The following is a 24,298-nucleotide window of genomic DNA, read 5'->3' as shown; positions in this document are numbered from 1 at the left end:
AATTCTTAATGAGAATAATTATTTTCACCGCTTAATCAATACATCCCTATATCTATCCCTAAGCACCTTCTTATCGATCTTGGCCGCGCCAGTCTTTGGAAGCTCATCAACGAATATCACCTTGTCAGGCACCCACCACTTCGGTATAACGCCCTCATCAACGAATGCTCTCACGTGATTTATGATATCCTCCTCCTTAACCCTGTCCTCGAATTCCGGCCTCAGCACGACAATGGCCACGGGCCTCTCACCCCACTTCTCATGCGTAGCGCCTATGACCGCCACCTCCGCAACCGCTGGGTGAAGTGATATTAAGCTCTCAAGTTTAAGGCTTGATATCCACTCACCGCCACTCTTGATAACGTCCTTAGCCCTATCTACGATGTATATGAACCCCCTCTCATCCCACGTTGCCAAGTCACCGGTGTGGAACCAAACATCCTTGAAGGCAGCCCTTGTTTTCTCTGGGTCTCCGTAATAGCCCAGGGTTATCCAGGGAGCCCTCAGCACCAGCTCGCCCACGGTTTTTCCATCCTTAGGCACATCCCTACCTTCCTCATCAACCACCCTGGCCTGGACAAATGGTAGGGGCTTTCCAATGCTATTGACCACTAATTCCTGTAGTTCCTCCTCGCTTAGGCTCATTACTAGGTCCGGCGATAGTGCAGGCGCTATAACGACCGGTGCCGTCTCCGTCAATCCGTAACCATTAGTCAATATCACGCCCCTCTTCCTGGCCTCCTCAATCAACCCCTTGGTGACCGCCGCACCACCAAGACTCCATAGGAATCCCCTTAGGTCCACGTCCTTGAGCTCGGGACTGTTTAACATTAGGTATAGCATTGTTGGTACGCCAGCCGCATTCTTTACCTTTTCCTCCTTAATCAACCTAATGATGTGGTTCCACTCATACCTACCCGGCAGTACTATCTTCGGTGTACCACCCATGATGTTGTAGTACGGCGCTCCCCAACCGAGCACGTGGTAGAACGGTACAAGGAGGAGTGATGGTTCACCGAGTGGGTTATAGGCATTCCTAGTGAACCTTAGGTAATGCGCTGGGTACCAATTCCACACTGCGATTATCAATACAGCGATTGCATGCAGTACTATCTCCCTATGCCTAAATATCGTTGCCTTGGGCAACCCTGTGGTGCCTGAGGTGTACATCATCACCATGACAGTCCTCTCATCAAGCTCCTCCGGGTAGTTGAATTCCCTGGCCTCCTTCATTAACTCCTCATAATCGTATACCTCAGCATTGCCAATGCGTTCAATCTTTATTGGTTCCTCACCATCATGCATAACGACTATTTTCCTTAGGTGCTCAAGCTTTGGGGCTATCGCCTTTATCAATGGTAGGAAGTCGGCATTTACAAAGGCTACCTCATCCCTGGACTTATTCATCACGTAGATAATCTCCTCAGGCGCCAACCTAATGTTAACTGGTTGGAGCACTGCACCGTACATGGGCACTGCATATAGCAATTCAAGGAATCTATGCGTGTTCCAATCAAATATGGCGACCCTCGTACCCATTCTCCTTGGGTCACCACTAGCTACGTCGAGTTCCTTAAGGACCCAACCAAGCCTGTTAACTCTTTCATTAAATTCGCTAAATGCGAAGTGGAGCCTACGGCCATTTGGAGGCCAATAAACAATTTCATTATTGGGAAATAGCGTTACGCCTGTCTTGAGTATTTTGTCAATAGTTAATTGGTAGCCAGGTATAATTTCATTAAAGACTTCTTCTTCTGTATTATACTTATGTTGTTGCTGGATCTGCTCATTCATTGAATTTATTATAAATAAAAATTATTTAAGTTTTTCTCAAAAGTACATATCATTGATTCGTTTATTATTAATTATGAATTGATAGATATATTACTACAAAACTATACTGTGAATATTGATAGTATGATTGCTTTACATTATTATGATTAATAATGAGGTAATGTTTATTAAGAATCAATTAACTAATAATGTTATATGTCTGAGTCGGAACTCGAGAGGTTTAGGGATTACGTTAAGGATTGGTTCATTAAGAATGCTCCTCCTGAGATGAGGATTAGGCGTGGTGGTATTGGTTGGTACTATGAGGACCCCAGGTTTATTGATGCCGCCATTAGGTGGCACAGGACATTATATAATGCCGGCTTAGTCGGCATAAGTTGGCCTAAGGAGTATGGTGGGTATGGCGATGACGTAAGGAAGGAGTTAGTAGTTAGGGATGTGGCGCTTAGTCTCGGCATTGTCTACCCCGGCTGCCCAGGAATTGGCTTATCCGTAGCAGGCCCCGCCATTCTGTTTCATGGCAATGAAGGGCAGAAAAGGAGGTATTTAAGGAGGATGTTGACTTGTGAGGATGTCTGGGCCCAGGGCTTCTCCGAGCCGTGCTGCGGCTCGGACCTGGCGGCAATAACCACCAAGGCTGAGGATAGGGGTGATTACTTTGTACTGAATGGTAGGAAGGTCTGGAGCAGTGACTTCCACCTGGCTAATTACTACCTAGTACTCGCTAGGACCGGCTCACCTGAGGAAAGGCATAAGGGCTTAACGATGTTTATCGTAGACACCAGGTCTGAGGGAATTACCTATAGACCGATAAAGCAGATTAACGGCAGGCCTGGATTTAGTGAGGTCTTCCTAGATAATGTCAAGGTTCCCAAGGAGAACGTGGTTGGTAAAGTTGGCGATGGCTGGAGGGTTGCCATGACCACCTTGAACTTCGAGAGACTGAACATAGGCGGCGCCTTCGCCTACGCCGCAGCAAGTGCCGCCAGGCACCTGGTGGAGGTGAGACGCGATGCGGATACGTTGGCGCTCCTCGAGGAGTCGCTAGCCATTAAGGAGCTTTATGATAGGATGCTCATGCTCGCACTGAGGGGTGAGATAGTAGGGCCCGAGGCTGCTTCAATAAAGTTGTTGGCGTCCGAGATTCTCGATAAGATATACATAGCGGCAGTGTCGAAGCTGGGTCCCGAGACTCTTGTTGAGGGTGATCTATTCGAGTGGTCCTTTGGGTATATAGATAGTAAGGGCTATACAATACTCTCCGGCACCTCTGAAATCCTGCGTAACCTCCTTGGAGAGCTCGTGCTTGGGCTTCCAAAGGGTGTTTAGTATGATTATCGGCATTAAGGATTACCTAAATGAGGAACTGAAATTAATACTGAATAATCTGAATGAACTCTTCAATAAGGTATGGTCAACCGCCAAACTAAGGAGTTATAGTGAAGGCGATACATCAGTACTTGATGAGTTATGGAAGGCCTTGGTGGATTTCGGATTGTTTGAGTTCTTCAGGGACGCCAAGCCGAGGGATGCAGCAATACTGATGGAGGAGGCGAGCTCAAGGCTTCCGCCTGGTATTGTCATAACGACAATAATAGGTGCCGTAGCCACGGGTAATGAATTAGGTAATGAGAAGTATGAGGGTAAGTTGAAAATATCGATATCAAGCACCGCAAACATGGCGCCCGAGGCGCATAGGGCCGACGTCATAGTAATTGGCGATAACCTAATCTGGAAGGATGATGCCTCGGTAAAGCCACTGAACTCCTTCGATAACTCGATGAGGTGGTGCCAAGTCAACTTTAGGAGGAGTACTAAGGTAAGTGTGAATAGAGACTTAGTAGCGCTCCTACTATCCGCAGCCATAGTGGGTACTGGTAAACCACCGCTTGAGTTATCGGTGGATTACGCAAAGAAGAGGATTGCCTTCGGTAGATCAATAGGTGCATTCCAGGCCGTGAAACATAAATTGGTGAACATGGCACTTAACATAGAGCTCGCCAGGTCACTATACCTAAGGGCTGCTGATGACTTGAAGCTGGCACCCATGGCGTTGGATTACGCATCAAGGATTATCCCAAACACAATTAGGGACAGTATCCAGGTACATGGAGGTATAGGGTTCACCGATGAGCTCGACTTGCACCTATACCTGAGGCGTAGTGTAACGTTAAGTAAGGTCTATGGCTTCAACATGGATGAGCTGTGGGAGTCTTACGATAGGTCGAGGGCTCGTGAAGTATGATTGTTAAGACCGCTAAGTGATTTCTCAAAAGGAGTTGGTTGGTATAACGTGTTATAGTGGTAATTCTTAAATTAATTCAAGATGCACGTGTTGCATGGGTTCTCGTAAGGTTAAGGTTGTGAGGTATAGTGAGAGGGCGTCCTACGATAGGGATGAACTCATGAAGTTGTTAAGCAGGAATTTCATATGCCACGTGGGCTTCATTGACGGTGGTGAACCATACGTGATACCAATGCTTTACGTGAATGATGATCAGTACGTATACATGCACGGCTCACCCGATAGTAGGCTAATTAGGATAATTGGTAGTGGCTTGCCGATTGTCATTGCTATTACCGAGGTGCACGGCATAGTTCTTGCGAGTAATCTATACAATAATTCGATAAACTATGAATCAGCCATTATATATGGTAGAGGCTCGTTCGTTGACGATCCAAGTGAGAAGCTTCGGGTTTTCCAGCTGATGATGGATAGGTTGGTACCTGGGAGGCTTGACGATACTGAGTTGCCGTCTATTGAGGAATTGAATTCCGTCGCCGTCGTTAGGGTTAGTATTGAGGACTTTGCAATTAAGAGGAGGGAGGGTGGACCAACGATAAGTGGCGATAGTCATTGGGAGGGTGTAGTACCGATAGTCATTAGTTACGGCACACCCATGAGTACGAATAATAAGCCAATACCGAAGTATTTAACGGACTTAATTGCGCAACGTAAACCTACTTAAGCCTTGCACGCTCGAGAAACTCATCAATTAATTGGCTTATTGTTGGCCCCTCAAGAACCTTGAGCCTCCACTTAGCCCTAACTATGGGCTTATCAATCTTAACAACATCCTCAATGTGGGCTGGGGTGCCCATAATGACTACGTCGGCGGGTATCCTCCTTATGGTCTCCTCCAAATCCCTTATTTGCTCTGGGGTGTAGCCCAGGCTTGGTAGTACTGGTCCCATGTGCGTGTACTTTGCGTAGGTCTCCTTTATTATGCCCACGGCGTATGGCTTTGGATCAACTATCTCAGCATTGTACTTCCTAGCAGCTATGTAACCTGCCGCGTATGGTAAACCACCATGCGTTACTGTTGGGGCGTCCTCGATGATTACGACCTTCTTACCAGCCACGGCATTTGGATTGTCTAAATAAACCTCAAGATCTGCCTGTGTTATTGATGCCCTTGGGTTTACGGCTTTAATATTACTAATTATGGTCTTAACATTCTCAGGGGTTGAGTCAGAGACCTTAGTAACTATCACGGCATCAGCAAGCCTTGTATTAACCTCGCCAGGGAAGCTACCAACCTCATGCCCCGGTCTCCTGGCATCAGTAACTGTTATTAAGTAATCGGTGTAGTAAAATGGGAAGTCGTTATTGCCACCATCCCATAGTATTACATCTGCCATGGCCTCTGCCTCATTGAGTATCATTTCATAATCAACACCCGCAAGTACCGGCACACCGATCTCAATGTAGTGCTCATACTCCTCCCTCTCCTCAAAGGTTATTTTCATTAGATCCTCCCTGGTCTTAAATACTTGCACTAGCATGTCGTCAGGGTTCATGTAAATCATTGGGTGCCTAATGGACGCAACCCTCAAGCCTCTCCTAATTAACTCCAGCGTTACTTCATGCGATACTGTTGACTTACCAGCCCCCGTCCTCGTTGCCACGACACCCAGCATCGGCCTTGAGGATCTTATCATGGTATCCCTAGGACCTAGTATCCTAAAGCTCGCGCCATTTGCAAGGACTATGCTTATTATCCTACCAACATCATTATAGAGCAGGTCGCTGTACGCCAGGATAACCTCGTCAGCCCCGAGATCCCTTATTAAACGGCTTAAGTCCTCTAGGTTCCCAAGGCCAATTAATGGTACACCACCTGGTTGGTAAAGATCCCCTGAACCCTTTATGTAGCGCTTACCGCCGATACCCGGTATCTGTACCTGAGCTACAGCAACAACCCTATACTCTGGGTTATGCCTGAAGTACGTATTGAATACGTGCAGGTCTCGACCACCCGCACCCAGTATTATTACCCTCCGCAATGACCGGTCACCATACCTAGAACAATAACACTATTATTTAACGCTTACCTAGCAATTGCAGTGCATGGACAACCCTGTATGCCATCAATAATATCCCTGGGTAGTGATATTTCGGTACCGTCATTAAACATGAACGTTACGTATGACTGATCCCTACCCATGGAGACCACCTCACTCCATGGGTAAAAGATGTCAATGGGCTTCACGTAAACGCCCCTCTCATAAATGATGTAGTTGTCCATACTAAACAATTGTGGTCCCCACATACCTGCCAACCTCTTATTGATCGCCTTGTTAAGAAGTATCACTAGGATCAGGAGTGCCAATACTATGACTGGTGCAAAGATTGGGGGAACAAACTTAATGCTCACAACCGTGGCTACGGCCATTGGTAGGAACACAGCCACCTTAATGATGAGTCCCCTCATTCTAAAGCCGAACTGCATCGCAATCGCTTTGTTGATTTACAGGGTCTTATTAAAGAATTAGTTTATAATCCTACGCCTCCAGTCTCTTCACTAGGTACGCCTTTTGTGGATTCGTTAGTTGCAGCATCGTTAGTAACGCTGGGTTTAGGTCCTTCGAGCCTTTAATTATCAGGCTTCTCACGTAGTCCAGGATCCTCGGGTCAAGCCTGACATACTCATCAACCCTATCAATTAGGAATGGGTAGCCCGTATCCGTAGTCTGCGACTCAAGGTATGTAATTAACTCCTCAATATTGAACCTATCACTTGGGTTATAGATCTCGAGCTTAACTGCCGGCGAACCATTACGCGGCTTATAAAAGGCCACAATAACCTCCTTAAGCATTTTCAATCCGGGATGCGTTGATCCACTAAATACATGCTCGATATTAACCAAACCCTCACTGAGCCTTCTACTCATTAACTCCCTAACGCCGTCACACTCCTTTCCATTGCACCTTTTTCTTAGTTCGCAATCGTTATAATTAATCTGGATCCACGGTGGTAGGATATCGCCATAACTGCCAAGTACCATGTACTCGCCATTATTAAGGGTTAGACTTGCAATGAGTTTGTCATTCATTGGTAAACACCTATTAATTAACACGGATAGGAACTTGGACCTGACCCTCTTAACAACACCAATGATTGGTGTTCCAGTCCTTGCCGATAGGTCGAGTAGGTTCCCAATCACACTGGTTACGCGTGCCAATACACCACCTTCGACGGGTAGGTTATAGGGTAGTGGGTGGATGGGTATCTCACCATCAAGTATTACAAGGTCGATATCCCTCCTACCCTTCAACTTATCCTTAAGTAGCCTGATCGCCAATTCCCTCTCCCTAATCTGGGCTTTCCTGGTAATCACCCTCTCAAACTCACCTACATCCTCAAAAACAACCTCACCGGTCATATACCTATCATAGGAACCATTAAGGTAACCAACATAACCATAGGAAAGCACGGTCATGACGCCTCCAATTAATTCAAGGGGTGGCGTTGGGTAACTTGAGTCAATGGCATACGCATTAAGTGCCCTTATTGATGAACCCAGGTTCCTCACTAAACCTCTGCCCTCCAGTATACCCCTTAGTTCGCGTATTATGGATAGTACCCGGGAGTCCATGCCCTTGTCGAGTATTTCCTTTACATCAGATTGTATGGAAAGCAGTAATGGAGGCTCAATCCAAAACTCAATGTCTCCAGGTCCATAATCACTGGGTAACATCTAGGAAATAAACACAGAGAGATATATAAAGCACTAATGAGTAAGGTTTGCAATTACTTTCCTAAGTACTTACTGACTTAATACATTTTCAGTCTCTCTAACTAATGCCCTAACCTTATCAATGCAAGGCATTAAATCATTCACGCTCATTTTAGTTTCATGAAACCCCACACATGCAGCACGTAAGCACTGCTCCACCCATTAGACACCCAATCACACAGAAAGCGTGTCCGCAGCCCTCGTTAATAAGTAAGTATACCACATGCCCTCCTTTACGGCTTGCTGATGCTCGGGTACGTTGAATTTCTTGGTCAAAGCCTTAACAATCTCCTCAGCCGCCTTATATGCCTTCTCACTGACCTGAACAGCATCACCTTTTCTCAGATACTCATCCATCTCAGTTAAATATCTCTTGGCGAGTTCCATCCTCATCCTCAACCCCCTCCAGAGGATCAATTCCTGACGAAGCATTTATTATTAAGTCCTCAACGTCAATACCACGCTCCTCAGCGATCCTAATCAATTCCTCCATAGTAACTGTATGTAATAGTTACTTCACCTTTTAATGCCTTATTAATTTGTTTTGAGAAGTTAATAATGATGGCCGCTTCTCAATTTGCTCAATCTGAGGCCACAACGGCGAACTATGAATTAAACGAGGAATTCACTAGGAAAAATAAGTTTTGCCGAGGTAAGAGGAGTGGTAAGAAGTATCGATGCAGTAATAAGATTGATGATCCAAGATCCATTAATGAGACCACTAAGCTAATCATTGAGATGATTAATCGAATGCTAAAATGGCGTATTTGGGATGATTGGTGGATAATCGCATGGAAGGAGGAGTGGTTAAAGGCGAGAGATAACGTTGAATTAATGCTTAGAGAGAAATACAGTGATAAGATAGCCAATGCCATTTTAAGGCTCATTAATAAATACATTAAGTATATTGATAAGCTTGAGGAGTACTGGCCGAGGAATAACATTAATGAAGAGATTAAAAGGCTCATTGAAGATTTAGTAAGCGGTAAAGCTGAAGTAATTGTTAGGAGAAATAACGGAATTAGTGTATATAAAGGACATATAACATTAGAGGTGGATAAACCAAATGAGAATAGTATAATAATTCAGTTACGGCTTAAGGGCTTAAAGGCATGAAGCTTAAGGTACTTAACATATTTAGAAGAATGTTAAGTAAGAGTGAATATGAACGATTCATTAAGGAGTTAATTAAGGCATTACGTGGCGGATTTGCTGTAACAGATGAAAATATTCATAAAGGTAAACCTGCAATGAGCACAACACAGATATGGCAGGTTATTACTTGGTCATTATTTTACCCAGGTACAATGTACGTAAGTATAAATAGCATTAAGGTAAATGAAAATAATGTATCAATATTGTGGTTCTTAATTGCCAATGACTACAACTCAATTAAGGATGAAATTTCAAAGATAATTGAAGAGATAAATAATAAGGAAACATTACATGCCTTCATGCTTACAGCAGTGTTAGGCGACGGTAGTGCATTCATAAGGTTAAGAAAGGGTAAGTATAGTGAACCAGAGATAAAAATATCAAATGTCAACAACTAAATATAACATATGGAAACAGGTACTTAATAAATTGAGCGAAATGGGGTTTAAATGGGATGAAGATCAATATGAAAGTTGGATTAGCATTAGATTCTACAGTGGTAATGCGATAGACCTTGCTAAGGCTATGATAAACTCTTTGCCGCACATATTACGAGATATCTTAGACGCATTCAATGCTGAGAAATGTATTAATATAAAAAATATAGCAAATATGAAACTGAAATTTAAGAAAGGCAAAATGCAAATAGTGATAGCTGGCTTTAAGTTCACAGTAATTACTTATAATGGTACGACCAAATTAGTAATCAACACCAAAGATCCTAATAAGGTTAAGAAAATTCTTGACGCATTAAAGAAGGTGTACGGTGAAAGGTTTATTGAATTAATTCATGTTTATGAAGGAAAAAAGCCTATCTATTGTAATACCCATGTACGTCTTCGAAAGATATGACGATATTAAAATAAAGGTTATTGAGGTATTGTGTAAAAAATATGAGAACGCCAACGATGAAAGGAGGAAACGAATAATAATTGAGAATTTAAAAAGACTAATTACGCCTACTGAGGGCGGTAACGTACAAGAGTTGGTTTGTCAACGATCAGCTTCGGGTGGGAAGTAGCCGAAGCTTCCGTATATGGCCGGCACATCAGCTAGTCTATAGCCCTTTAATGCCTCCATGAAACCTCTAAGCAGTAGCCACGATGGTGTGACCATCCTTAGTCTATATGGTACGTTGCTGTGCCCGTCAGATATTAATGTGAACAGTAATAGCCCTCTCGACGCTTCTGTCAATGTCGTCGCCTCACCAGCACCCGGTGTTAATCCGACATGGGTCTTCGTTAGGAACGTCCAAACGCTTTTAGCCGCCTGTGGCCTATCCTTCGGTGGTACTCTTGACAGTAATTTCTCACTGATTATTGGCGTGTCGGGTATGTTCTTAACCGCCTGCCTAATTATCTTTATACTCTGCCTAATTTCCTCAACCCTAACCAGGAACCTTGAGTATGAATCGCCCTCATCAGCCACTGGTATATCCCAGTCAAACTCGTTATATGCATCGTAGGGCTCAACCTTCCTAACATCATACTCAACGCCAGACGCCCTTAGGAATGGCCCAACTAGGCCATATTTGATGGCATCCTCCTTCGTCAACACACCTACCTCCTTAAGCCTATGTATCGTCACTGGATTCTTAACGAATATTGACTCCATGTCCTTCATCTTCCTCTCCAGGTAATTCGTTAATTCATAAACGAAGTTGAGTACGTCGGGCTTAACATCCCACCTAACACCACCAGGTATTGTGTAACTTAATGTGGTTCTTGTACCTGTTATTCTTATGAAGGCTTCGTTAATCACGTCCCTAAGTCCAAAGGCCCACATGTAACCCGTGCTGTGACCAATGAATACGGCGAGTATTCCAGTATCGTATAGGTGCGTGGCTATCCTACTTAACTCAGCCAGTATTACCCTAATGTACTGGGCCCTCTTTGGCACGTCAAGGTCAGCCAATTTCTCCACTGCGCGTGAATAGCCAAGGTCGAAGTTCGCCGAGTCCTGAATAGTGGGTCTCTCAATAAGAGGTATCACGTGTATGTACAGTCTTGTTTCGGCCAACTTCTCCACGCCCCTATGTACATAGCCCGGGTCCGGTATTGCATCAACCACGTAATCACCCTTAAGCCTCAGTATTATCCTCATGTGACCACTCCCCGGATGCTGGGGACCTATGAAAACCAGGTATTCCTCGCCTTTATATGCTGCCTCAACGTACTCCTTGGGTATTGGCACAAAGTTCCTTGTAAATTCCTCAGGAACCTCCATCCCAACCGGTAATTCCGCATACTTTTCTCCATTATCGTTGCTCATGAGACTCACCCACTGGCTTCACTTCCCGTTTTTTGTTTTTCCTCACTTGGTTTCTCCTGCGTTGGTTTTGGTTGAGGCACAGTTGACTGTGATGGCTTGGGTTGTGGTGGCGCAACTGACTGTCCTGGAAATTCTCTATCTACTATATAGAATTCCCTAACCAATGGCACATCCTTCCTAAGGGGAAACTTAATTGGCGTATCTGGGTCGAGTAGGAAGTTCCTTCCCATCCATGGATTACCCTCAAACCATACACCGAAGAAATCATACATCTCGCGCTCCATGTAATCCGCACTCGGCCAGATATCGATTAAACTTGGTACCCTGGGGTTGTCCCTCGGTATTTCTGTCGTCAATGTAACTAGTACGGGCATCAACTCCTTCTTACCGTAACTTGATACCCAATACTCAATGTAGAATTTATTTTCGTGAGGCGCATCGATAACGTTTACCGACTTAACATGGTCAAACCCTAATTTCGAGAGCAACAATGCAGCGTCCTTTAGCTTGCCGGGCTCCGATTCCACACATACCCTGTTTACTTCTGTTACTATTATTTTCCTAGCTGATTCCTTAAGCGTTGGCATTAATTGATTATTTACTAATTCATAACCGAGGGGCCACTCCACCTTCTTCTCCTGGCAAATGGGTATGTGGGGGTTAGGTGTTATCCTGTGGGGTGGGTTTGGCGCTGGTTGCTTGGTTGGTGTTGGTGTGAATATCTTGGTTAGGTCGATTGTCTTTGGCTTAACGTTGGCCTTCGCCTCGCCTGTCTCTATCTTTCTTTGGACGATCCTAATCATTTGAATAACGGCCTCAGGTGTTGGTGGGCAGCCAATGGCATATGCATCGATGGGTATTACTTTATTAACGGGGACCGCGTGGTAACTATTCCAGAATACACCCCCCTCTGCGGCGCAGGAGCCCATGGCAATCACGTATTTAGGATCACTCATTTGCTCCCAAACATACCTGAGGACCCTAGCCATTTTGAAGGATATTGTACCCTCAACAAGGATTAGGTTTGTCTGCCTCGGTGCATGCCATGGCAGTGAACCGAGTCTCTCTGCGTCATACGTTGGATTCCAGGTGTGCGCCATCTCAACACCGCAGCATGCCGTTACGAGGTGTACCGGCCATAGGGAATACTTCGTGCCCCACTTCCTGTAGGGTTCCAATGCCTTGTTAAGTGACATCCTCATCACCTACCGCTTGACTTTTTTATAAATCCTTTGGGATAGGCTATTCTCAATGCGTATTTATAACCTACATAAACACTGGGTAGCGCTATTACTAGTAATGCAAGTATTACATAGGTTATTGGCAGGGTAGCCGACACAACTGATGATAAAATCAGCAGTATTACTATGATTGGTTCAATGCCCAGGAACATCAACAGGAAACCAACGTATTGTATCGGAAATACGTACCTAGCTTCACCAACAGGTGGGTTACCCGCCTCATACCTCTGTAGCTTGGAAGCATTCGGGTTCCTTGCGGCAACCTTCCTTGCTATATATATTATAGCAACATCAGCTATTATTGCTATTACCACAAGTACTATTAATATCGCTAATGCATCTATGAATGCCGACATTACGACCAGTAATACCAAGTGACGGGGTATTTTTAAGTAATAACCTCACTCAATGCATGGACCAAGAACCCTGGTAAGGGCCAGGGTAAGAAGCGCCGTACTGCCTATGTCCCTACCCACAACCCTGACTTGCCTACCAAGGGCCAACTCACTCTGCATGAACGGCTGATCTGAGGCTTGGATCACCATTAACGACTTACCCTTAATCTCACCCATGGAATCACCCCTGGTACTCAGGAAGTAAATGTTGTCTGGTCGTAGTAACTCAACGGCATCCTTAATATCCGGCAACACCACCAGTGCCACGCCCGACTTAAGGACAAGCCTGAATGCCTCCGGTATTCCCTGCTGTGCCGCGGTACCCACGGCCTTGGTAACCACTATGGTCCTCACACCAAAACCAAGGGATACCCTGACTGCATCAAGAAGTTTCTGAACACTGGCTGGGTTGTGTATTACCGGTATTACATTATTCACTGCTTGTTGGCAATCCACGTAGTCGAGTTTCCCTTGCTCTTTATAAAATTATGCCCAAAATTAAATTATTAAAGGGTTTTAATTACTGAATTATGATGAGCGCACCACTAGTTAACGAGCTCATGAATAACGCAATAGTCATTGCAAAACCAAAGGACATTATATCAAAGGTTATCTCCGACATGAGGGACCACAGGGTATGGGTCGTCCCTGTGATCAACGATAACGGTAAACTAGTTGGCGTCCTAAGCTATAGGGAACTTCTTGAGCGCAGGGTTAGTCTCAGGTCCAAGGTTTCCAGTGCAATGTCGCCACCATACTCAATAAGTCAGGATTCAGACTTGACAAGGGCAATGGGCAAAATCCTCATCCTAAGGGTTAGGGCGCTACCCGTAGTGGACTCCAGTATGAATCTAGTTGGCATCCTAACAAGGGAGAAGGTGTTGCGGTACCTGCTGGATAGTAGGTTGCTGCCCCGTGTAAACATATCATCGGTAATGTCAAAGCCCGCGATTACAATCGAGGCTGATGAAGCCGTGGCCAGGGCTAAATGGCTCATGATTAGGCATGGGATAACACGACTGCCAGTACTCGAGTCAAGTAAATTATATGGCATCGTCTCCATGAGGGACATAGTGGAGAGGCTTTACTACGCATCAATACCAAGGCGCAGCCGGAGGGGCGATGTAGTTGGAACTGAGGATGACATACTTGCGGCACCCGTGAAGGCCGTGGCAACGACACCGGTAATAACCATAAGTGATAATAATGATATTTACACAGCCGTAAATGTAATGCTCGATAATGGGATATCCGGCATGCCGGTTATTTCAGGGGATTCCGTGGTAGGCGTATTATCGAGCTATGATGTGATAAAGACTGCCATTAAGCCATACGAGGAAATACCCATAGAGGCGAAACTCGCTGATGTAGATGAGAATACCAAGTCATTGATTGAGAAGGTGATAACGAATTACGTGGCTAAGATCAATAGGATGACTAACGTCATAGACCTAAAAATAAACATTAAGAAGTATGAAAAGGGTGGCGAAGAAAAGAGGAGTAAGTTCTCAGTGCACATAATGCTTAAGGATAACGTGAATGTGTATGCCGTGAACGAGGTTGATTGGGATCCAGTGAATGCCGTCAGGTATGCCTTCGAGACCTTGATCAGGAGAATTGAAAGGGAAATAAATAGGGTAAGGGACACTCGGAGAAGGGGTAAGATGCGTGGAGGGCCGCCAACCGGCGAGTAATTAAATGAAGCAATGATGAGCGCACCCTTTAATGACCGGTGATTTCATCGCCAACGGCTGATAAGGGTAATCAGCCGGTACGTGAATTCCTCATTTATCGGCTACGGGGGTTCTCATCACTTGGATAATCCCTAAATGCTACCGAATTACCTGGAGTTAAAGTTTTTAATTCTCTATCTACCCTACATTTTCGTGATAAAGATAAGCATTGTTAAGGCTGAGGATAGCTACCTGGAGGCAGTTATACAGGGTGAGACATACACATTATTCGCACCATTAATTGAGTACCTACTCAAGAAACCAGATGTGGAGTACGCAATGTACGATGTTGACCACCCACTGACACAAAACGTCAGGTTTAAAATAAGGACTAAGGGAAGACCACCACTTGACGTAATTAAGGAAGCGGTGAATGATGTACTAAGGGATATTGAGGAACTCGAGAAGGGATTCCTAGGTGGTTAATACTTGCTCTATGTAATTGGTGAATTACCTCAGTGGTTAATTGATATAGTTAAGGAATTGGGGGAAGAGGTCATTAGGGTTGAGAATTGTTATGTCCCTCCGCGTAGCATAGTAATTAGTGCAGATGGATCGTGCCTCGCCAAGGGCTCCATCGTATTAACCCTAGTGCCTCAAGGCGGTTCAATAACTATCCGGAGGGCCACGGCGAAGAGTGTATTGAAGACCGCACTTGAACTGCTAAGGAAGGTGCATAATACCAATTCAATGACCGAGGCACTAACGGCACTGGGCTTCATGGAGGCTAGGGCAATCGGCCTTGCTGGGGCCACTGAGGTAACGTTGAATACACGGGTTGTACCTGGCAGGGTCTATACCCTTATTACGTATATCCGTGATCGAGAACATCATGATAACTATAGGGCTGTGTTGGGTAGGGGTACAACGAGGAATACTCTCATTATTGGCACGAGCGCCAATTGGTTGCTGAGGCTGGCGGAAAATCTTTACATCACTGATGGCGATTTGGTCCCAGAAATTTTGATGCTATCTGTTATTTTTGACGCTACCCTTGAGCTCCCTAACCCTCCTTACTAGGTTCATGGTTGATAGTAATGTGGCGGCTCCATTAAGTACTATGAATACCACGTCCCAATTAAGCACTGAGTATATCGTTAGTAGGGTGCTTCCCAGTAAATACGGTATTGTTAGCCTCAATGGAGGCACGTCACCTAACGCTAATACCCAACCCACAACTATTGATATCAATCCAAGTATGCCTATTATTGTCACCGGGATCATTAAGCCATCCATAAATGTCTTTATTTAAATGCGTGATGCTCCCTTGTCGATTCCATAAAGTATAGAGATACATAGAGAATGTAGATAAAAAATAAAATTCCCCGCAATAATAATTACAGTATCAAGAATGAGGGGATTAATAGTATCCATGCCCAGTGCGATCAATGAGGTCAAGAAAGTCCTTAGTAACTATTCGTCATTTGAAGTAACCACGGAATTAGGCAATGACCTAAGTGGTTATGATATCATTGGTATTGTTGGTACTGATAGGTTCATTATTATGAACCTGCATAGGCTAAATTCATGGGATGGACCAATACTTACTGTCGGCTTTGGAATAAGCTTCCTAAATTCAATAGACATAACAAGCCTCGACAAGGCAATACCTAACATAATCACCGGCAATTATGATACCGAGGAAATACTGAGACTCGCAGTGGACATTAAGGGAAAAAGACTACCTAATGCCGTTAATGAGGTTGCCATATTTCCAGCAAAGAGCGCAATAACCATTGAGTATAGTCTTTATGTGAATGGGGAGTACGTTTGGCACGATGTAGCTGATGGCTTAATCGTGTCCACACCCACGGGTTCCACGGCGTATGCAATGTCAGCCGGAGGACCATTGATACACTCGAGAGCCCGCGTACTTGAGATCGTTACGGTGAACAGTACGAACTTAGCGAGGGTACCAATTATAGTGCCCAGCGACTCAACAATAGAGATAAGGGACCTAATTTCCAGGTCCAGGGTGGAGATCATAATAGACGGTAGTATTAGGTCCTATGCGGGAAGCGAAGTTAGAATAATGTCTGGCAGACCGATAAAACTCATCAGGATCGGTAACATGTCGAGTAGCATAGGACGTTACGAAAAGAAACTAAGCCTACTATCCAACATGGACCTTCCACCAAGTGCCAAGTTCATACTTAAGATCCTGGAATATGAAGGGCAATTAACGCAAAAGGAGATTATGGAAAAAACCATGCTCCCAAGCAGAACCGTCAGAAATGCATTGAATATTTTAATTAGGAAGGGGCTAATCAAGAGGCAAGTGATCCTCAGGGGTAATAAGGAGGTTGCGATATACTCATTACCGTCCATGTCACGCTAAATGCCTGGCCTTAATGCTAGTACATCTAATGCTCCTTCTTTCATCTCTATCCATTGCACTGACTAGTAATATAGGTACTACGTGATCCCTAATGCTAATTATCAATCTAGGCCAAATAATTAATTGTCCATAGGTTATGTATTTTCTTAATTCATACCTCGTCATACAATTATTGTATGTAAAGAGGAATTAAAAAGCAGTTTGTAAGGTGCATAATCTGCACAATTTCCATATAGCAATATTATCATTATGAACCATAAATTTAATAAATTCTATAGTAGTGATAGAATATTGATGGCTATTAACGATGAATCAAAAAAGGCAGATAATGGGAAAATCATTGAGGAAAGTCAGGATCTAATAAGGAGGATAATAGAACCTTCACCAGCCATTGTTAGGGTTCATTGCCATAATTGCAATTTCGACAGTGTAAAAATACCCAACGGTGTTGAGTTCAGGTTCAGATTGTTAATGCCATTCATGGCTGCCGTAGTTAGGTATAGGCAGTTCATTAAGGACTTATTAATGCTTGACTCAAAACCAGTGATAACAGCCATTTACCAGTCGAGGGTTAGGGAGAAGAAGATGGAGAGACCGGTCGTTGTTATTTACGGTGAGATAAACCCAGCAAAGAGAATATGGAGAGTCCTAGGCATCTATAACCTGGTGTTGGATGACTATAAGGACTCGATAGTCAAGCAATTCAACATAGTAACAAAGAAGGAGATTTGGCACTACCACCAGAGCGTCTCACTAAATGGTAAGACACAACACATAGGCATAGTACTAGCTAATAGGGTGTTAATTAGGTACTTAACGAGGTTTGGCGAGGATGGAGCCTCAATTAAGATGGCGCTACTGACACCAGACGGCATACAAACAAGAAGAATACACGCAGACTCGGAAGAGGAAATCACCGCAGAAGAACGATCAATGATAGGCGAATAGGCAATAATATAAAACCAATATCCTCGTTAAAAACAAAGCACAACTACCCAAGTACTTGTAAAGGAACCCACTTGTTGCAGTGAGGTGCGAAAGACACGAAAGCAAAACCTAAGAGTCCCAACCAGGTAATTACCCAAACCCATGCCTTATTCTTAGTGTATTACCTAGTTATGTATCCTTATCATGGGCACCAATGATACTTTACTACGGAATTTTAAACTAGACCCTTGCACCCACCTGGCTTTGTTTCTCTCTTCATAAACTTCAATTCATAGCCGCCCACTTGTTTGCCGTCTTCCTCAAACAAGCAGATTAAAGAGAATGCATAGTGAAACATCGAACAGGATGAAGAAGGTACTGAAAATGATCACGGCATTGACGAACCTAGGACATGACGAACCCCGACCAAGACCCACGGAACCAAATAAAACCAAAAACTAGCGGCCCCGGTGGGATTTGAACCCACGACCTACGGCTTCGCAGGCCGCCGCTCTGTCCATACTGAGCTACGGGGCCCCTTTTTCTGAACCTTCCCTTATCGTATTTAAGCTTTTATTCCATACGGATTCGTTGCCTTACCTAGTGATTACGCCTAACCCTGCATCTATTGTTGCTTTGAATCTTCTCCACCAATTTACGTAGTCTTCGTAGTCCTCGAATATCCATTCCTTGGATCCTATTTCCTTTGCCATTGTAGCTACTACGTCTCTGGCCCTCTCGCTCTCCCAGGGTGTTGGTTCCGCGTTTGCCTTCATTGAGTACTCTGCGAATTCCTTGTACAGGTCCTTATTTGGCTGCATGCCTATTACCTCAGTGTACAGCCTATCCAGCACAGGTTCTACCCAACCCCTGTGGAACCTGCAAAGCCCTGCATCATCAATCAACGCCTCCATCACGGCCCTGCCAAGCGAGGATTTTGCGAAATCCTCGGGGCCCATGAAGGTCGGCGTGTAGTTGGTCCAATACCTGCCAAGAACGTACATTGGCGCAACCATGCCCGGCGCCCAGTACAGGTTTGGCGTCATGTAGCCACTTCCACCGTAGGCCGCATAAACCACCAAGTCCCTAAACGACCTACCAACCTTCAGTACCCTCTCATGGAACATCTCGTCGAGTTTCCTGGCTGCTGCCCTAATTCCATTTTCAGCAACTAGCCTTAGGACCTCCGTGGATCTCCCAACAAACCCCCTGATCAATTCATCGGCCAACCTGGCGTTCTTCCGTGAATCAATTGTTGGATTAAATCTTAGTGGGTCGAAGACAGGCTTATCATTAAGCCCAACCTCCTCCGGCTTAAGCAGACCATGCTCCAGTGAATCAAATAGCCACGCCACCACGTGCCCCATCTCAATCGCGTCCAGACCATACTGATCAATAAGATCAACTAGCGGTACCGCCTCTTCAAATATGTAATTACCTATGAATGGGCCCATGGCATGGAATGGTTCATAATCCACCTTCTTACCATGCCAAACCTTCTTGCAAACCACTGAGCACCCGAAGTCACCACAGTTATACCAGCTCTTGCTCCTGACGAAGACCTCGTCATTGAAGGGCTTCCAGAAAAGCCTCAGTATTGCCTCCACGTGTTGAGCTCTGACCTCTCTGGGCAGATATATGGACTTGTAGCCAAAGAGTGGCAGCAACTCGCGGTAGTGCGGGTAGTTAACACCGAAGGTACCTCCGGTACCTATGCCTGGGTCGAACCTATACTTAATTGTCTTCTCATCCATCACTTGCCTAAAGGGCTTCTTGAAGGACTCAATCATAACCTTATTAATGAACTCCATGTCATTGACCTTGGCGTACCTCGCCCTATACGTGCCACCGGCCACAATACCAACCATGTTATGACCCATGGCTAGGGCAGTGCCTGGACCACCCCTGGCGGCGAAGTCCTCAGCCCCAGGTCTGAACTCACCCTTCAATGGATTGACATCGATCGAAACAAGGGCACCGTTATATGTACTTAATGCAGCGGGTCCCACAACCACAGCCCTGGCATTATACTTAACGAAGAATTCCCTGTAAGTGTCGAGTAGGTACTTTGTGAAGGCGTAGGCTCCGTGGTAATTACCATACTCAAAGATGGGCTCCACAACCCTCAATTCAACACCGTCACTCGATAGAAAGGCAACTACAGGACTTTTTGACTTGCCCGTTATAATCACAACATCAATACCTGACCCCATGAACTTATAGGCAGCACCACCCAGGGCGGCCACATGAAGTGTCCTTGTCATTGGGCTCTTAAAGACCACCATTAACCTATGAAAACCTGGCATTTTGCCTCCGACGAAGGGACCCATACCGATCACGAAGGGCACCTGGGGATCAAATGGGTCTAGGCCCCAGGAATTAGCCTCATTATGAACCTTTACACCGAGTGTCACTGGTCCCTGTGCCGTAGTGTCCTCAATCCTCCAGGAATTATCACTAAGGTTAATCCTAAGTACCTTCACGAGAAGCACACTCTTCAGCCTAATAATAGGCTTTCTTGAACAATCTGTGAATAGGTAACACCCGCTTAATAGGGGTCTTTAGAGAAATGCTTATTAACTCATTACACTTAGTATACCCAGTAGACCCAACATGAGAATCAAGGAATTAATCAAGGACGGGGTCATATCCTGCAAGACCACTGATCCAATAACCTGCGCCGTAGCAAAAATGTACATGAACAACGTTGGCAGCGTCCTCATAACTGATGAAAACGAAAAACCCGCAGGAATATTCACTGAAAGAGACTTGGTAAGGGTGGTGGCTGAGGGGATAAACCTGGACACACCGTTAGTCAAGGTCATGAGCAGGAAACTCATAACAGCAAACGCCTCGGAATCCATAGTATCAGCGGCCATGAAAATGATCGAGAACAACATAAGACACCTACCAGTGGTTGAGGAAAATAGAGCAATAGGTATGATAAGCATTAGAGACCTAGTAAGGGCGCTAATGACCCAGGAACTAGCTTACCCATAACGCAAAGCATCAACCGAGGAACGCACACCAATGGATCAACCCTAGATTGCTCCATGGCAAAATTTTGCAACGGAACAATCCAAGAAATATACTTCTAGTTTCTTTCCACCGGGCGTTTTTGTTACCTTTCGTGGCTTGTGGGTTGTTTTTAAATTGATGTTTGTTTTCATTGCTTTGTGTCTGTGGGATTTAATTTGAGAGATGCTGTTAGTGTTAGGACTAAGTTGTTTTATCTTGAGGCTGCTTCCATAATGGGTGTTGATGCCGTTAATCTTGAGGCTTGCGGTGGTGCCCTCTGCGGCTCTGTCACGGTTAGGGATTTTGGTGAGCCTTGGTTTTTCGTTGATGTTGTTGGTGAGGGTACTCTCAGGGTTGATGATCTTCAGTTCGCGGTTTTTAATTACGGTGATGAGGGTGAGAGTAGGTGGGTTAGGGCTTCCCCAGGTAGGCACTCCTTGTCGCTTGTTTTGTCCCCGGTTAGGATGTTTGGTGAGCGTAGGGTTGGCTTCAACGGTATATACGTCGTCTATAGGGAACCTTCTCTATTCAACTTCGTCCTAAGGACCAAGCTCTTACTTGATGTTGCCGAGGCCTTTGAGGATCTGAGGGCCGACTACCTTAAGGTGCTTAATGATGCCCTTGACGTTATTTCCCTGGACTCGGTGGCTAATTGGCAGTTGGAGTTTGCCGTTAAGGCCCATATTGTCGAGCCGCCGGGCTTTGTTAGAGACTTGTTTAATTACTATGATCCCAAGGAACTCACGCATCTTAGGCCACCTGACTTTGGCGAGCTTGGTAGGGCGGCTAGAGAGGGGGTGAGGATTCTTGAGGAGGGTGTTGAGGGCTTGAGGGTTAGGAGGGGCCCTAGGGGTATTGTTTATGTGGCTGGTCATGCCCATATTGACCTTGGTTGGTTGTGGAATAGGGACGTGACTAGGGAGAAGGTTAGGAGGACGATTATCAACGTCCTATCTCTAATTCAGTCATACCCGGAGCTCACATTCTTGGTCTCAAACATGGCATACCTAAGGTGGCTCAGTGAGGATAAGGATCTGTGGACTAGGATTAAGGAGGCAGTTAAGGCTGGTAGGATAATACCAGTGGGTGGTATGTGGGTTGAGAGTGATGTTAACCTGCCCGGTGGTGAGTCCCTGACCAGGCAATTCCTATATGGACAGAGATTTCTGCTTAGAGAAGTTGGTTTCGCCACGGAGATTGGGTGGCTACCCGACACCTTCGGTTTCCCTGCCTCATTGCCACAGATACTCAGGAAGGCCGGTATCAAGGTGTTCTTTGAGCATAAGATGTATTGGAATACCATCAATAAATTCCCATTCTCAGTATTCCTTTGGGAGGGAATTGACGGTTCAGTAATACCCACAGTAAACTACGCAACCTACGGCGCCGACCTAACGCCTAGGCAGATAGCTAGGGCCTGGTCAGACCACACAAGCCCTGAATTACCTGCCTTTCTACCCTTCGGTAAAGGTGATGGCGGTGGTGGACCAACTTGGTTAATGCTAGAGAGGTTCAGGGCGTATAGGGACTTGCCTGGTATGCCGAGACTTGTGATGGGTAATTTAAGGGATTTCGTTAACGAAGTCGTGAAAGACAACTCACTGCCTAGGTGGAGGGGCGAGCTTTACCTGGAGATTCACAGGGGCGTCTACACTAATGGCATTAGGCTCAAGCAATTGGTTAGAGCCCTCGAAACAAGACTCAAAGAGTTAGAGACATTTAGCGTGATTGCGGGCGTTAGGAGAAGCCATGAGGAGTTTTGGTACCCACTCCTTGAGGCTGAGTATCATGATCCGATGGGGGCCACGTCCACTAAGGCCGTTTATGAAGAAATTATTAATGAGCTTGAGGAGGACCTGAAGAATGTTAATAATGAGCTAATGAATGTACTCAGAGGTGTTCTTGGCGCAGGTTCCTTCATAACCATTGTTAATTCATTACCCTGGACCCGTAGAGAGGTGGTCATGGTTAGGGAGGAATTGAGCGGCATACCCACTCAGAGAGTTGATGGTGGTTACTTAGCCCTTGTTGACATCCCAGCACTGGGCTGGAGGTCCTTTAAGGCCGGCAGTGGCGATTCCTCTGGTGACGTCAGTGTTGGCAATAACTATGTAGAGAATTCCATGATTAAGGTTATCTTTGATGGCTCGCTTAAAATCTACGATAAGGAGACCAATAGGTGGGCAGTCGAGGAGGGCTACCTAGTGGCATGTGAGGACATGCCGGGCCGCTGGGATGGTTGGGACATAGAGGCCTACTACAGGAGGGTTTGCAGTAGGTTGGAGCCTATTGGCTTTAGTGTAGTGGAGAGGGGCCCGTTGAGGGGTTGCATCGAGGTCAATTATGGGTTTAGGGACTCGAGCATTAGGCAAAGGATTTGCGTAAACGCCCTCAGTAGACGTGTTGATGTGGAGAACGAGACTGATTGGAAGGAGAGATTTACGTTACTTAAGGCCATGTATAGGCTTGGGATCTTCGGGCATAATGCATCCTTTGAGATACCCTATGGCGTAATTAATAGACCGACGAGACCGAGCAATACCTGGGAGGTTGCAAAGTTTGAGGTTCCTGCCCTGCGTTGGGTTGATGTTTGGGATCCTGATTACGGTATTGCAATTATTAATGATGGTAGACAGGGTTATTCGGTGGAGGAGAATACTATAGCAATAACGCTACTCAGGTCGCCCATTTACCCAAATCCATTCCTTGATTACGGACACAATAAATTCACCTATGCCATATACCCACACCTGGGCGACTGGAGAACTGCTCAGGTACCAAGGAGGGCCTACGAGTTCAACCAACCACCAATAGTTGTTGAGGGTACGGCTGGTGGCGATTCCTCATTCCTCGAAATTACGAATCCAGCAATAATGCTTGAAGTCCTTAAGTGGGGTGAGGATTCGGGGATTGCTCTGAGGTTATACGAGACCTATGGCATCAACACATGCACTGGTATCAAGGGCTTAATCGGTGGTAATGGTATCGAGGTGGATCTACTGGAGCTTAATAGGTATGGCGAGGTTGATCTGGGCAATCTTTGCTTTAGGCCCTATGAGGTGAGGACTATTTTAGTTAGGTCATAGTATTGATGGGCTTATGAAGAGTATGGTGTCGCCCCTGATAATCATTAAACTGCTCTTGACACCACTCCTTTGGTTTATTTCCTCGGTATCTGTTAACAGTAGGTTTAGGTGCTGATCATAACCAATCAGCACACCCCTTATCTCCGAACCATTCCTCAGCTTCACAAGTATCACCTTATTCAGGTTCCTCTGTAACTCCTCATTAACTATCTCCATACAGCGAGGCATTACGGGATGACCCACAAACCTTATTTTAAAGGTTAATCTTTACGAAACACCATTGTAATAAACCCAACCTTCCCCGGCGAAAAAGTTAAAC

Annotated in this window: 25 protein-coding genes, 1 tRNA gene and 1 pseudogene; 13 read left to right on the top strand and 14 right to left on the bottom strand. The window is 45.3% G+C overall.

Translation table 11 applies throughout. The features are described 5' to 3' along the window. Window positions 1-24: 24 nt before the first annotated feature. Window positions 25-1,794, bottom strand: coding sequence for a long-chain-fatty-acid--CoA ligase (locus Vsou_RS11800; protein WP_229709825.1), 1,770 nt, complete (start codon window positions 1,792-1,794; stop codon window positions 25-27). A 195-nt stretch (window positions 1,795-1,989) separates the two neighbouring features. Between Vsou_RS11800 and Vsou_RS11795 the strand changes: the two genes are divergently transcribed. The 3 genes from Vsou_RS11795 (at window position 1,990) to Vsou_RS11785 (ending at window position 4,763) form a co-directional block, all read left to right on the top strand. After that, window positions 1,990-3,123 (top strand): acyl-CoA dehydrogenase family protein, encoded by a 1,134-nt coding sequence (locus Vsou_RS11795; RefSeq protein ID WP_188603356.1) that lies wholly within the window; start codon window positions 1,990-1,992, stop codon window positions 3,121-3,123. Window position 3,124: 1 nt separating this feature from the next. Then, on the top strand, window positions 3,125-4,039 hold the full coding sequence (locus tag Vsou_RS11790; RefSeq protein ID WP_188603355.1) for an acyl-CoA dehydrogenase family protein: 915 nt from the start codon (window positions 3,125-3,127) through the stop codon (window positions 4,037-4,039). A gap of 94 nt (window positions 4,040-4,133) precedes the next feature. Continuing rightward, window positions 4,134-4,763: a pyridoxamine 5'-phosphate oxidase family protein gene (locus tag Vsou_RS11785; protein ID WP_054844163.1), complete on the top strand. Its 630-nt coding sequence runs from the start codon at window positions 4,134-4,136 to the stop codon at window positions 4,761-4,763. On the opposite strand, the gene Vsou_RS11780 is transcribed toward Vsou_RS11785, so the two are convergent. From Vsou_RS11780 to Vsou_RS13325, 4 genes and pseudogenes are all read right to left on the bottom strand, one after another. Next, window positions 4,756-6,081, bottom strand: a complete 1,326-nt coding sequence (locus Vsou_RS11780) for a cyclic 2,3-diphosphoglycerate synthase (protein ID WP_188603354.1) — start codon at window positions 6,079-6,081, stop codon at window positions 4,756-4,758. The genes Vsou_RS11785 and Vsou_RS11780 overlap by 8 nt on opposite strands. 44 nt (window positions 6,082-6,125) lie before the next feature. Next, on the bottom strand, window positions 6,126-6,527 hold the full coding sequence (locus Vsou_RS11775) for a hypothetical protein (RefSeq protein WP_188603353.1): 402 nt from the start codon (window positions 6,525-6,527) through the stop codon (window positions 6,126-6,128). 52 nt (window positions 6,528-6,579) lie between these two features. Next, window positions 6,580-7,776 (bottom strand): DNA double-strand break repair nuclease NurA, encoded by a 1,197-nt coding sequence (locus Vsou_RS11770; protein WP_188603352.1) that lies wholly within the window; start codon window positions 7,774-7,776, stop codon window positions 6,580-6,582. Window positions 7,777-7,845: 69 nt separating this feature from the next. Continuing rightward, window positions 7,846-8,308 (bottom strand): annotated as a pseudogene (locus tag Vsou_RS13325) (PaREP1 family protein). A gap of 65 nt (window positions 8,309-8,373) precedes the next feature. Between Vsou_RS13325 and Vsou_RS11755 the strand changes: the two are divergent. From Vsou_RS11755 to Vsou_RS11745, 3 genes are read left to right on the top strand one after another with little or no spacing between them, the layout of a single operon-like run. Further along, on the top strand, window positions 8,374-8,931 hold the full coding sequence (locus Vsou_RS11755; protein ID WP_054844161.1) for a hypothetical protein: 558 nt from the start codon (window positions 8,374-8,376) through the stop codon (window positions 8,929-8,931). After that, the gene (locus tag Vsou_RS11750; RefSeq protein WP_054844160.1) at window positions 8,928-9,368 is read left to right on the top strand and encodes a hypothetical protein; all 441 of its coding nucleotides are present in this window, start codon (window positions 8,928-8,930) and stop codon (window positions 9,366-9,368) included. Before Vsou_RS11755 ends, Vsou_RS11750 begins: the two co-directional genes overlap by 4 nt. Further along, a complete protein-coding gene (locus tag Vsou_RS11745; RefSeq protein ID WP_188603350.1) occupies window positions 9,355-9,822 on the top strand; it encodes a hypothetical protein in 468 nt (155 codons plus the stop codon). The genes Vsou_RS11750 and Vsou_RS11745 overlap by 14 nt, the downstream gene beginning before the upstream one ends. A gap of 141 nt (window positions 9,823-9,963) precedes the next feature. Here Vsou_RS11745 and Vsou_RS11740 read toward each other — a convergent pair whose 3' ends face one another. From Vsou_RS11740 to Vsou_RS11725, 4 genes are read right to left on the bottom strand one after another with little or no spacing between them, the layout of a single operon-like run. Further along, entirely contained in the window at window positions 9,964-11,241 is a 1,278-nt protein-coding gene (locus Vsou_RS11740; RefSeq protein WP_229709823.1) for an NADH-quinone oxidoreductase subunit D, read from the bottom strand. Window positions 11,242-11,246: 5 nt separating this feature from the next. Then, a complete protein-coding gene (gene nuoB / locus Vsou_RS11735) occupies window positions 11,247-12,443 on the bottom strand; it encodes an NADH-quinone oxidoreductase subunit NuoB (protein ID WP_229709822.1) in 1,197 nt (398 codons plus the stop codon). After that, entirely contained in the window at window positions 12,443-12,856 is a 414-nt protein-coding gene (ndhC, locus tag Vsou_RS11730) for an NADH-quinone oxidoreductase subunit A (protein ID WP_229709821.1), read from the bottom strand. Before ndhC ends, nuoB begins: the two co-directional genes overlap by 1 nt. Before the next feature lie 27 nt (window positions 12,857-12,883). Next, complete coding sequence (locus Vsou_RS11725; RefSeq protein ID WP_188603349.1) at window positions 12,884-13,333, bottom strand: RecB-family nuclease; 450 nt, start codon at window positions 13,331-13,333, stop codon at window positions 12,884-12,886. 77 nt (window positions 13,334-13,410) lie between these two features. Between Vsou_RS11725 and Vsou_RS11720 the strand changes: the two genes are divergently transcribed. The 3 genes from Vsou_RS11720 (at window position 13,411) to Vsou_RS11710 (ending at window position 15,630) form a co-directional block, all read left to right on the top strand. After that, window positions 13,411-14,571, top strand: coding sequence for a CBS domain-containing protein (locus tag Vsou_RS11720; protein WP_188603348.1), 1,161 nt, complete (start codon window positions 13,411-13,413; stop codon window positions 14,569-14,571). 192 nt (window positions 14,572-14,763) lie between these two features. Continuing rightward, entirely contained in the window at window positions 14,764-15,036 is a 273-nt protein-coding gene (locus Vsou_RS11715) for an RpoL/Rpb11 RNA polymerase subunit family protein (RefSeq protein WP_054844158.1), read from the top strand. Window positions 15,037-15,039: 3 nt separating this feature from the next. Next, the gene (locus Vsou_RS11710) at window positions 15,040-15,630 is read left to right on the top strand and encodes a hypothetical protein (protein WP_188603347.1); all 591 of its coding nucleotides are present in this window, start codon (window positions 15,040-15,042) and stop codon (window positions 15,628-15,630) included. On the opposite strand, the gene Vsou_RS11705 is transcribed toward Vsou_RS11710, so the two are convergent. Next, window positions 15,580-15,834 (bottom strand): hypothetical protein, encoded by a 255-nt coding sequence (locus Vsou_RS11705; RefSeq protein ID WP_188603346.1) that lies wholly within the window; start codon window positions 15,832-15,834, stop codon window positions 15,580-15,582. The two genes, Vsou_RS11710 and Vsou_RS11705, sit on opposite strands and share 51 nt — an antisense overlap. A 127-nt stretch (window positions 15,835-15,961) precedes the next feature. On the opposite strand from Vsou_RS11705, the gene Vsou_RS11700 reads away from it, so the two are divergent. Next, window positions 15,962-16,948: a winged helix-turn-helix transcriptional regulator gene (locus tag Vsou_RS11700; protein WP_188603345.1), complete on the top strand. Its 987-nt coding sequence runs from the start codon at window positions 15,962-15,964 to the stop codon at window positions 16,946-16,948. Here Vsou_RS11700 and Vsou_RS11695 read toward each other — a convergent pair. Continuing rightward, the gene (locus Vsou_RS11695; RefSeq protein ID WP_188603344.1) at window positions 16,940-17,113 is read right to left on the bottom strand and encodes a hypothetical protein; all 174 of its coding nucleotides are present in this window, start codon (window positions 17,111-17,113) and stop codon (window positions 16,940-16,942) included. The genes Vsou_RS11700 and Vsou_RS11695 overlap by 9 nt on opposite strands. A gap of 129 nt (window positions 17,114-17,242) precedes the next feature. Here Vsou_RS11695 and Vsou_RS11690 point away from each other — a divergent pair, with 129 nt between their 5' ends. Then, complete coding sequence (locus Vsou_RS11690; protein ID WP_229709820.1) at window positions 17,243-17,896, top strand: hypothetical protein; 654 nt, start codon at window positions 17,243-17,245, stop codon at window positions 17,894-17,896. A gap of 441 nt (window positions 17,897-18,337) precedes the next feature. On the opposite strand, the gene Vsou_RS11685 is transcribed toward Vsou_RS11690, so the two are convergent. Both Vsou_RS11685 and Vsou_RS11680 read right to left on the bottom strand, forming a co-directional pair. Beyond that, window positions 18,338-18,412: transfer RNA gene (locus tag Vsou_RS11685), tRNA-Arg, on the bottom strand. Between the two features lie 59 nt (window positions 18,413-18,471). After that, the gene (locus tag Vsou_RS11680) at window positions 18,472-20,358 is read right to left on the bottom strand and encodes an aldehyde ferredoxin oxidoreductase N-terminal domain-containing protein (RefSeq protein ID WP_188603393.1); all 1,887 of its coding nucleotides are present in this window, start codon (window positions 20,356-20,358) and stop codon (window positions 18,472-18,474) included. Between the two features lie 130 nt (window positions 20,359-20,488). On the opposite strand from Vsou_RS11680, the gene Vsou_RS11675 reads away from it, so the two are divergent. Then, the gene (locus Vsou_RS11675; protein WP_188603342.1) at window positions 20,489-20,875 is read left to right on the top strand and encodes a CBS domain-containing protein; all 387 of its coding nucleotides are present in this window, start codon (window positions 20,489-20,491) and stop codon (window positions 20,873-20,875) included. A 176-nt stretch (window positions 20,876-21,051) separates the two neighbouring features. Next, complete coding sequence (locus tag Vsou_RS11670; protein ID WP_188603341.1) at window positions 21,052-23,979, top strand: alpha-mannosidase; 2,928 nt, start codon at window positions 21,052-21,054, stop codon at window positions 23,977-23,979. Here Vsou_RS11670 and Vsou_RS11665 read toward each other — a convergent pair. After that, window positions 23,974-24,207 carry an LSM domain-containing protein gene (locus Vsou_RS11665; protein WP_229709819.1) on the bottom strand — a complete coding sequence of 78 codons (234 nt, stop codon included), beginning with the start codon at window positions 24,205-24,207 and terminating at the stop codon, window positions 23,974-23,976. The genes Vsou_RS11670 and Vsou_RS11665 overlap by 6 nt on opposite strands. Window positions 24,208-24,298: the final 91 nt, after the last annotated feature.

Origin of the sequence: Vulcanisaeta souniana JCM 11219, from assembly GCF_026000775.1 — an archaeon.
GTDB classification, from domain to species: Archaea; Thermoproteota; Thermoprotei; order Thermoproteales; family Thermocladiaceae; genus Vulcanisaeta; species Vulcanisaeta souniana.
Note: the sequence above shows the minus strand (reverse complement) of the source record. Positions and strands in the feature narration are given on the sequence as shown.